Source organism: Shewanella sp. SM32 (assembly GCF_025654235.1).
GTDB lineage: Bacteria > Pseudomonadota > Gammaproteobacteria > Enterobacterales > Shewanellaceae > Shewanella > Shewanella oncorhynchi.
In genome coordinates this window covers 1-9,338 of sequence record NZ_JAKKRO010000099.1, presented here as the reverse complement: position 1 = coordinate 9,338, position 9,338 = coordinate 1, and the positions used below count along the sequence as shown (strand labels likewise).

The 9,338-nt window shown below is 41.0% G+C and carries 10 protein-coding genes and 2 pseudogenes; 10 read left to right on the top strand and 2 right to left on the bottom strand.

The window, feature by feature from the left end:
* The 5 genes from L5M10_RS22695 to L5M10_RS22675 all read left to right on the top strand — a co-directional run.
* The coding region (locus L5M10_RS22695) for a transposase (RefSeq protein WP_263256005.1) at positions 1–190 on the top strand (190 nt) is incomplete at its 5' end.
* A 9-nt stretch (positions 191–199) separates the two neighbouring features.
* Positions 200–553, top strand: coding sequence for a hypothetical protein (locus L5M10_RS22690; protein ID WP_263256004.1), 354 nt, complete (start codon positions 200–202; stop codon positions 551–553).
* Positions 553–1,251, top strand: coding sequence for an OmpA family protein (locus tag L5M10_RS22685; protein WP_115334757.1), 699 nt, complete (start codon positions 553–555; stop codon positions 1,249–1,251). The genes L5M10_RS22690 and L5M10_RS22685 overlap by 1 nt, the downstream gene beginning before the upstream one ends.
* Positions 1,251–2,396: an HNH endonuclease gene (locus L5M10_RS22680; RefSeq protein WP_263256003.1), complete on the top strand. Its 1,146-nt coding sequence runs from the start codon at positions 1,251–1,253 to the stop codon at positions 2,394–2,396. The genes L5M10_RS22685 and L5M10_RS22680 overlap by 1 nt, the downstream gene beginning before the upstream one ends.
* Before the next feature lie 22 nt (positions 2,397–2,418).
* Positions 2,419–3,612, top strand: coding sequence for a hypothetical protein (locus tag L5M10_RS22675; RefSeq protein WP_263256002.1), 1,194 nt, complete (start codon positions 2,419–2,421; stop codon positions 3,610–3,612).
* 41 nt (positions 3,613–3,653) lie between these two features.
* On the opposite strand, the gene L5M10_RS22670 is transcribed toward L5M10_RS22675, so the two are convergent.
* Entirely contained in the window at positions 3,654–4,571 is a 918-nt protein-coding gene (locus L5M10_RS22670; RefSeq protein WP_263256001.1) for an IS5-like element ISSpu16 family transposase, read from the bottom strand.
* Between the two features lie 80 nt (positions 4,572–4,651).
* On the opposite strand from L5M10_RS22670, the pseudogene L5M10_RS22665 reads away from it, so the two are divergent.
* From L5M10_RS22665 to L5M10_RS22645, 5 genes and pseudogenes are all read left to right on the top strand, one after another.
* A pseudogene (locus tag L5M10_RS22665) lies at positions 4,652–5,209 on the top strand (McrB); the annotation flags it as partial.
* A complete protein-coding gene (locus tag L5M10_RS22660; RefSeq protein WP_263255999.1) occupies positions 5,196–6,482 on the top strand; it encodes an McrC family protein in 1,287 nt (428 codons plus the stop codon). The pseudogene L5M10_RS22665 and the gene L5M10_RS22660, both read left to right, overlap by 14 nt.
* Positions 6,483–7,014: 532 nt before the next feature.
* A complete protein-coding gene (locus L5M10_RS22655; protein ID WP_106649799.1) occupies positions 7,015–7,350 on the top strand; it encodes a helix-turn-helix domain-containing protein in 336 nt (111 codons plus the stop codon).
* Entirely contained in the window at positions 7,337–8,578 is a 1,242-nt protein-coding gene (locus L5M10_RS22650; protein ID WP_263255998.1) for a type II toxin-antitoxin system HipA family toxin, read from the top strand. The genes L5M10_RS22655 and L5M10_RS22650 overlap by 14 nt, the downstream gene beginning before the upstream one ends.
* Positions 8,579–9,010, top strand: coding sequence for a bifunctional diaminohydroxyphosphoribosylaminopyrimidine deaminase/5-amino-6-(5-phosphoribosylamino)uracil reductase RibD (locus tag L5M10_RS22645; RefSeq protein WP_107404666.1), 432 nt, complete (start codon positions 8,579–8,581; stop codon positions 9,008–9,010). It abuts the gene before it with no gap.
* Between the two features lie 121 nt (positions 9,011–9,131).
* On the opposite strand, the pseudogene L5M10_RS22640 reads toward L5M10_RS22645, so the two are convergent.
* A pseudogene (locus L5M10_RS22640) lies at positions 9,132–9,338 on the bottom strand (IS3 family transposase); the annotation flags it as partial.

The following is a 9,338-nucleotide window of genomic DNA, read 5'->3' as shown; positions in this document are numbered from 1 at the left end:
ACGTTTGCAAAACGACATCAATGTTCTAAGCCAGCTACGTTTAGGCCAAAAAGTCCACTTCAAGGCCAAAGAAGGCCAAGTGTTCGGCGTGGTTATCAAAATCAACAAGAAATCAGTGATGGTGGTCAGCGATGATAACCGCCAGTGGAAAATCCCACCAGGACTGGTGCAGATCCTGAAAGACATCTAGCCAGGATGCTTGGCCGAAATCTATAAGGCGTCAATACGTCCTAAAATGGACGCTTACGTTAAATCAGCTGAAAAACTACAACAACGACTTAATGAAGTGATTGATGACGCTGCTACTCAGCAAATCAACCAAGCCAAACGCACATTTGATGCCATGGAAGAACAAGTGAAGCATCAGGTAGGCTTAACAGGTGAAGCTGTTGATTCACAACTTAAACTGATTGATACGGCAATGCAGCAGGAAATAAACCGTGTCATGAACGAGATGGGACAAGCGCTAGCTCAAGTCAGTGGTAAGTTTGTTGACGATTACATTAAGTTAACCCAAGCCATGAATGAAGTTGTTAATCAGCGAGTAGCCTAATGGACAAGATATTTGGTACTAGCAATGGTGCACAAGACAGTGGTGAACATTGGTTAACTGTGTCTGACTTAATGGCCGGTTTAATGATGGTTTTTCTATTCATTGCGATTGTGTTCATGATGATTACTCAGAAGGAAAACGACAAAATAAAAGACGTCGCTGTCGCGTATCAGGAAAACCAAGTCGCCATTTATCAAGCATTGGAAGATGAGTTTAAAAATGATCTTGATAAGTGGGGAGCGACCATTGATAAGGAAACGCTCGCCTTTAACTTTCAATCACCAGATGTATTATTTGCTAATAATGAAACCCGGTTAAGTGATGCCTATAAAGAGATCTTGAATGATTTTTTCCCTCGATATATTAAGGTGCTTACACCTTATAGGGATTCATTAGATGAAATCAGAATTGAGGGGCATACATCAAGTTTAGGTCTTCGAGGCTCTACTGAGGCACAGGCATATTTTTATAATATGCAGTTATCACAAGGTCGTACTCGATCAGTTTTAGAGTATGGTTATTCGTTGATGCCAAACGATTCTGAGTGGATCAAAGCGAATATCGCCGCTGTTGGTTTTTCTTCATCACGCTTAATAATGAAAAATAATGTGGAAGATGAAGCAATGTCTCGTCGAGTTTCATTTAGAGCGATAACAAATGCTGATATTCAGATTAAACGGATATTAGAGGCACAATAATGAAGCTGACGGTTGATTTTAGTGCTTTACATCTGGCTGTGGCACCGCTAGGTAAAGTTGTTACTAACTTTACTATTACTAGTCGGTCAACAGAACTTGAGAGCATAGGTGCTGATCTCATTACAGGGATTATTGGGATAGATTTTGTTCTAGCTGATATCGATGGTTCTGATGGTATTTTGAATTATAATGGTCATCAGGTCATGCTATATATCCCAGATCAAGGGAATAACATCTCTCAGGTCATTGTTGATGGTAAAGGTAAAGGGGCAAAAAGAGTCCATGTTGCTGAGTGTAAAACAATTATAGGCATGAGAGAACGGGGTCGATTTAATGATAGGTATGATGTTACTAACCGAATTGATGGTACATTTCCTATTTTCGGGATTGAGTACCACTCTCAGAAAGAAATTGCAGGTGAGGCAGAATTAGCAGTTTGCCAGAATTGCTTATGTTTACTTAATCATAGGAATTTCCCTGGACTAACTTGGGGAGATAAAACTAAGTTTGTATCAGACTTCTCTTACGCGCAATTTTTCGAAACCTATAGCTCTTATTTTAAGTCATTACCTAAATCTACTGCTGGTTTTCAATCTGCAGGATATACCGCTGATTGGCCCTCAATATCATCGAAAATTAGACTTGAGCTTGATTATTCCTGTGAACAATGTGGAGTTAATTTACGTCACGAATCGAAGCTTTTGCATGTTCACCATATCAACGGAAACAAGACTAACAATAGTCGCGATAATCTGCGTGGTCTTTGTGCCGATTGTCATAAGAAACAACCCCATCATGGACACTTGTATGTAAGTCATGATGACATATTGAAAATAAACCAACTTCGTCGTGAACAGCATAAATTTGATGTATTTGATTATAACAACATCAGAGAGTGTGCAGATACAGCATTGGACGGTCTACTGCAGAAATGTCAATCAATGGGTTTACCTGGCGCTGAGCTAGGTATTGTTATTAATAATAATAGCAGTATGGTTGCTATTGATCTTTGTTGGCCTAGGCGCAAGGTTGCTGTGTTAATTAACATGGATAATGCGAAAGTATTGAGAAGTCATGGCTGGAATGTGTTTACTGCGTTTGATGCATTGAATAATTTTGAAACCTTTCAGGCAAAGGTTAGATAGTAAAGTTTTATAAGGTTTTCGTATGTTAAATTCTGAAGAAATTCATACAATACTGCTTAAGTTAATAGACTCGGATGAAGAGCATAGACACCCTTCTTATGCTTATGAGCACTGTTTAGGTGAAGGTTTGTATATTTATGTTAAACGTACACCAAGTAAGAGCGTTTCAAAGCAACCATTAGTTCTTCATCCAAGAGTCATAGGTTTGAAAGATAAAATCGATGCAATTGAAGGTGTTGCTAGTGATTGGCAGCCAGCTAAAAATACCAGTTTTCGTAGATTCCCTAAATTAGAAGGAAATTCTCAGTATGGTTACGCCTTTAATGTTGAAAATTCAGCAGCTATTCAAAAGTTATTGTCTTTAATTGGGGACGTCGATATGGCTGATGAACATAATATTAAGCAACAGACTAAAGCGGGTAGCAATATGGTTGCTTTAAATCAAATTTTATATGGGCCACCAGGTACTGGAAAAACTTACAATACTATCAATAAAGCACTCTCTATCGTTGATCCTGAGTATCTATCTAAATACGGGTTTGACCGAACTAAAGTTAAAGATCGTTTTGATGAGTTAGTAATTAAAAATCGTATTGGTTTTGTTACTTTCCATCAAAGCTTCAGCTACGAGGATTTTGTTGAAGGACTAAAAGCGAACAGTGATAACGGTTTATTGTCATACAGTGTAGAGCCTGGTGTTTTTAAAACATTTTGTGATAGAGCCAGTTCAAGTAATTCACAAGTGATATCTGTCGATGCTTTTGAAAATGCAGTTTTACAACTTCAAGAAAAATATGAAGAGGCCGAAGACCGCATAGAGATGGAAACTATACGCGGTAAAAAGTTCGAAATTGAATATGCGGGCGGGGCTACTTTTAAAATATTTCCGCACTCAACCGAGAGCACAGACCCTAAATATGTAGCCTCAATAGCAAATGTGAGAAAACTTTATCTCACAGGTTCGAAAAAAGGCATTTATAACACCTCATATGTGGAAGGTTTTTTGGTCTACTTAAAGAAACATTTTGGACTAAAAGAATATGTTGCCGACGTAGTTAATCATGAATCCACGTCACAGCCGTTTGTGCTTATTATCGATGAAATTAACCGTGGCAATATCTCGAATATTTTTGGTGAGTTAATAACCTTAATCGAGCCGAGTAAACGTGCGGGTGGCGCTGAAGCGCTCTCAGTAAAACTGGGCGTTGTTGCCTAAATCAATCTTAGGTATGCCTTTTCCTAAAAGGGTTCCTGGTATTAATTGACCCTCTGGCGAATAGGCATACCCAGTCCTATGACTTTGTTCATCACTTTCACACCAGCCAGTGCCTCGCCGACTTGGCCGTTGTAGTCCCGCAGGCTCAATTTCGGGCTAATCAGTTGCTTGTAACGATACATAGCTGTTTCTGACAGGGAGCGTTGGTGATAGTCATTCTCTTGTTTCCATTGTTTGAGTTCATCACTTTTCAGAGCGCTGACGGCCTCGTTTCTGGGATGACCTTCTTCCCAATAACCTGCATTTTTTCGCGGCGGTATCGTAGGTTTACACCCTCTGCGTTTCAGCAGCTTATGACATTTTTTGGTGTCATAAGCACCGTCAGCTGACACTTGTTTTACCTTGCGCCTTAGTGGGTTTAATAACGTTGGGAGAACCTCACTATCTGCCACACTCTCTAAACTGACTTCGGCTGCGATGACTTCATGTGTGGCCGCATCTATCGCAAGGTGCAACTTACGCCAAGTTCGGCGTTTTTCCTTACCATGTTTACGCATTTTCCATTCACCTTCGCCATATACTTTCAGTCCTGTGGAATCGACAACTAAGTGAGCAATCGCGCCTCGGCAAGGGGGGCGGTAGTTAACTTTGACTGTCTTTGCCCGCTTGCTGATGCAGCTGTAACCAGGTGAAGTTAATTGCAGACTCATCAAACTAAACACTGAGTTGAGAAAACCTTCTAGTGCTCGCAAGGGGAGATTAAACAAACCTTTGAGCATTAAGGCGGTTTCTATCGCCGTGTCACTGTATTGAAATCCCCGACCTCGACCACCATGGTGTTCAGTGTGACACCAGAGGTTGAGCGCCTGCTCGTCTATCCAAAAAGTCAGTGAGCCTCGGTTGGTCAACGCCTTGTTATATTCCGGCCAATTGGTAATGCGAGATTTAGATTTGCCCATCTGATAGCGGTTCCTGCGTGGTATTCACAGGATCTGATCGCATCTGAGACGGAAGGTTCATTCATTTAGGCAACAACGCCGTAAAACTGCCTTATTCAAAAGAGTCTTTCTCTGTTCCTTCTAATCTGTATATCATCGGCACCATGAATACCGCTGATAAATCCTTGGCTCAAGTCGATATTGCGCTGCGTCGTCGCTTTGAGTTTACCGAGATGATGCCTAAGCATGAATTGTTATCAGATGTTTTTGTTAAGGGTATTGATATCGCTAAGCTGCTAAAAACCATTAACCAACGCATTGAGCTGCTTTATGACCGTGAACATACCGTTGGGCATAGCTTCTTTTTACCGTTAAAAAATGAACCTTCCATTGAGCGTTTGGGGCGTATCTTCGAGCTAGAAATATTACCATTGCTAGAAGAATACTTTTTTGAAGATTGGGAGCGTGTTGGCCAAGTGTTAGGTGATCATCTGAAGACTGAACCTAGCCTGAAGTTCATCGAAGAAAAGTTCACTGACGCTTCAGTATTAACATTGATGGGGAGCGACTGGTCACAAGATGGCATAAGAATATATCAACGTAATAAAGCTGCATTGCTTAACCCTGAAGCATATAAAGGCATCTATGACGCGCAATAGGGTTAACGATGTCACCGTGAGGGAGTTTGCATTATTAATTAACGGCGGCAACAACCACAGCATAGATTGTCACTCAATCCCTAAGTCCGCGTTTGAGTGGTTGTTGGCTAATGGTGTTAGTAAGAGCGAAGGCCAACGTGAATTAATCAAGGTGAAACGTCACGGCACATCGGTTGCACTTCAAGTGATTAACTTTGTTGGTGTGCTTGAAACGCCCTGTAAGACTCGCATCGAAATCTTGCCTAAGACTTCAACGGATACTTGTGATCCCGTTTCGGCCCGTAAAATTTTGCTAAAAATGTTAGCTCGTGTTGAAAAGTTAAAACTTGAAGAGTTTCAACAATCTCAATTGCAGCTGTTGAAACAACCACTTTATGAGTTACTGATCACGCACTTTTTGACAGCGGTTTCTAAGCTAGTGAGGCAGGGTATTAGAAATGAGTACCAGCGTATTGAGCGTGAATCTCCGTATCTAAAAGGCCAACTGCAAGTCGCTAAACAGCTGAGGCAACGTCCAGGACGGCAACATCATTTTCATGTTGCACATGATATCTATAATGCTAATCGCGCTGAAAACCGATTACTTCATTCTTCATTGAAACAAGTGTTGAAATGGTCTACTTCGAGTGCAAATCAAAGGTTAGCGTGTGAACTGCTATGTGTATTTAATGAAATCGAGTTGTCTACAAACCATGTTTTAGATTTTAGGCTGTGGAAGGATGATAGGGGTCTTGCCCATTATCGTCCTTTAAAGCCATGGTGCGAGCTGATTTTGAGTTATCAGTCTCCAGTTGCCATGCTTGGTAAGCATAATGGGTTATCTTTCTTATTTCCGATGGAACAACTCTTTGAGCGATACGTTGCTAAGCAACTGCAGCGACAATTGCCACCGGAATTTAAGTTAAAACAGCAAGCGTCTAGTCATTGCCTGACTCATCACAATGGCAATGACTGGTTTAGGCTAAAACCTGACATTGTCATTTATGATAAATCGCGAATTGTCACTGTGATGGATACTAAATGGAAACTGCTTGATGCGTCGCTTAACACGACCAAAGATAAGTACAATCTGAATCAAGCAGATATGTATCAGCTATATGCTTATGGCGAGAAATACCTAAATGGCCAAGGTGATTTATATCTGATTTATCCGAAACATGTCGGTTTTACTGAACCATTGGCACTCTTTGAGTTCAAGCCTGAATTAACGCTTTATGTTGTGCCATACGATTTAGAAACTGACCAATGCTCTTTACTCATGGCTTGCTCATAGACAGGAGCTTTAGCGCAGGCATAAAAATAGATTGAAAAAAGCTTTTGGTGTGATCAGATTAAATCGCCAAACACAAACTAATCACTACCCCCAAACCATGACAATTTTCAACGGTATTCACATGAATACCGCAATTGGTGTGGCTTATAAACCCTTTCATCATCAGTTGTGTAAAGAGGTCTTTTCAGATTTTCATTTAGGCGGTTGCGTGCTGAACAATGGCCTTATTTTGACAAGAACTCGCCCCTGAATTACCTGCAAAACTGCGGCGTTTTGAGCAAGCATTACTCCATCACGGTTCTTCTTTTTCCCCGAAGCGTGTTCAAGCAATGACTCACTAGAGAGTTCAGATTGGATCTCTACTGTTCATTTTCTGTCGTTCAATGACTGCTGTTTGGTAAAATATAATTTACTTTAAAGATTTTAAGGTAAGTTAAATTTTACCGAGTTGGTTGTGGTCTATTAGTTTGACATTTAGGTTTTGGTAAATTACTGTTTACTATAATTTGTTTATGGTTAAAAGTAATTTTCTATGGGAAGAAATAAAATTCAAGTTGGCACTGTTGCTAGTGCTGCACTAGCTCATTTCGCCACTCTGCTTTCAATCCAGCGTAAGGAAAAGAAAATCACAGTAGAAGAGCTGTGTTCACGAGTTGGGGCATCTAAGCCCACTATGATAAAGATTCTTAAGGGTGATCCATCTGTAAGTATTGGACTTTACTTCGAAACTGCTTGGGTGTTAGGTGTTTCCTTATTTGAACCCGATGAAAATCGGTTTGCTATTAAACATAAAACAAATGCGAAAATAGAAGCACTGCTGCCTAATCGAGTGAGAAGGAAAAAGGTAATTTTGGATGACGACTTCTAGTAACCAATGCTTCGTTTGGAAATGGCTTAGAGGACGTTCAGAACCTGTGGTAGCCGGTAGACTCACTATTGATGAATCTGGCCAACATTTTACCTATGGTCAGTCTTACTTGAAGCGCCCAGATGCAGAGCCAATTTACTCACATGAATTACCGCTTTCTGCTGGTACTATGCAGCCAGTTCAAGGTATGTCTATATTCTCATGCTTGCGTGATGCAGCTCCTGATGCTTGGGGACGTAGGGCCATTATTTCTCGGCTGATGAGCAAAGGCTACGATGCTGAGTTTAACGAAATGACGTATTTGATGCATTCTGCTTCAGACCGGTTCGGTTCTCTCGACTTTCAAGAATCGGCCACTGAGTATGTTGATCGTTCTACTGATGCAGCCACGCTTGAAGAGTTATATCTGGTATCTGAAATCGTCGCTCAAGGTAAGAAAATCCCGTTGGGTTTGGATAAAGCACTTATGCATTGTATATCGCTGGGTGGTGCTCGCCCGAAAGCGATGATCACTGGTGGCGAAGCTAAGTATATTGCTAAGTTTTCATCCCAAAATGATACTTATGATGTTGTCTATTCAGAATACATAGCCATGAAGTTAGCCAAGTTAGCCGGACTCAATGTGGCTGAAGTTGTATTAAAAAAAGCATTAGGCAAAGATGTTCTTCTTGTTAAACGATTCGATAGAGACTTGATTGGTGGTATTTGGTGTCGTCGCTCTATGGTGTCCGGACTGACAGTTTTAGGCTTAGATGAAGCATGGGCTAGCGAGGCTTCTTATGTAGAGCTAGTAAACGTTATGAAGCAGTATTGCATTGCATTTACCTCTGATAGCCAAGAGCTATTTGCACGGATGGTATTTAACGTGCTGATCGGCAATTCGGATGACCATGCTCGTAATCACGCTTTCTTTGTCGAAGGGGATAAAATATCTCTATCACCTGCTTATGATATTTGTCCACAAAACCATAGCGGTGGGGTGGCAAATCATGGAATGAAGCTCTTCGACAATTCAAATTTGTCTCTGTTATCACTTTGTCTGAAAGCAGCACCAAGCTTCAATATTAAGGCCGAAAAAGCGGAAGAAATTATCAGATCGCAGATTAATACGATTATCCAAGAGTTTGAATCCGTGTGTAACGAAGTAGATGTCCCTGAAGTAACGCGAAAGTTACTTTTCAAACGTGTGATATTGAATGACTACATATTCAATGAAATGGAACTTTAGATCAATCTAGACAAGGCATTTATGCTTAAAGCATTGGAAGTATCTCGGGCTGCTCTGCCTGAGTGCCAACCTAATCCTCCGGTAGGTTGCGTTCTCGTTCTAGGCGGGCAAGTCATTGCCGAAGGATTCACACAGAAAATTGGTGGCAACCATGCTGAGGTCGAAGCGATTAGTGCTTATGATGGCCCTATGGAAGAAGTGACTGCATATGTCACTCTTGAGCCATGTTCATTTGTTGGCAGAACTCCGGCATGTTCTTCTGTAATCATTAAATCAGGAATTAAGAGAGTTGTAGTTGCTATTCTAGATCCTGATGAAAGGAACAATGGAAAGGGTCTTTATGCTCTAGAGAAAGAGGGCATAAAAGTTGATATTGGTATCGCTTCAAGAGAAGTTAGTGAATTTTTGTATCCTTATCTTGGAAAGTCATAATTAACCTCGCATAAGTTCCAGGCGAGGACGGTGATGTATTACAGGATTTTGCCTCCCAAATGGGCTAGTTGGTTAACTCATTCGGTGTTTTTCAAGATAGTTGTCACTCTTTGTTTAAATATTAAGCTGCATTTATTACGCCTTCTTCTGGTGCCTTATCTGGGTTGAGTGTTACAGCGCCAACCGCTTCACAATTTCTGATCTCTGTAGACCAACGCATCGGTTTTCTTTCCTTCGCCGCCTCAAGCACTTTCTTGCGCTTCGCTAAAATAGCGCCATCTTGCAGTGCATGACGTTGCCCTGGTGAGACAAAATTTAGCTGGCTGTG

Bases quoted from the DNA above. Each gene is read 5' to 3' on its own strand.
- L5M10_RS22685 (WP_115334757.1), top strand. From the start codon at position 553: ATGGACAAGATATTTGGTACTAGCAATGGTGCACAAGACAGTGGTGAA.
- L5M10_RS22680 (WP_263256003.1), top strand. From the start codon at position 1,251: ATGAAGCTGACGGTTGATTTTAGTGCTTTACATCTGGCTGTGGCACCG.
- L5M10_RS22675 (WP_263256002.1), top strand. From the start codon at position 2,419: ATGTTAAATTCTGAAGAAATTCATACAATACTGCTTAAGTTAATAGAC.
- L5M10_RS22670 (WP_263256001.1), bottom strand. From the start codon at position 4,571: ATGGGCAAATCTAAATCTCGCATTACCAATTGGCCGGAATATAACAAG.
- L5M10_RS22660 (WP_263255999.1), top strand. From the start codon at position 5,196: ATGACGCGCAATAGGGTTAACGATGTCACCGTGAGGGAGTTTGCATTA.
- L5M10_RS22655 (WP_106649799.1), top strand. From the start codon at position 7,015: ATGGGAAGAAATAAAATTCAAGTTGGCACTGTTGCTAGTGCTGCACTA.
- L5M10_RS22650 (WP_263255998.1), top strand. From the start codon at position 7,337: ATGACGACTTCTAGTAACCAATGCTTCGTTTGGAAATGGCTTAGAGGA.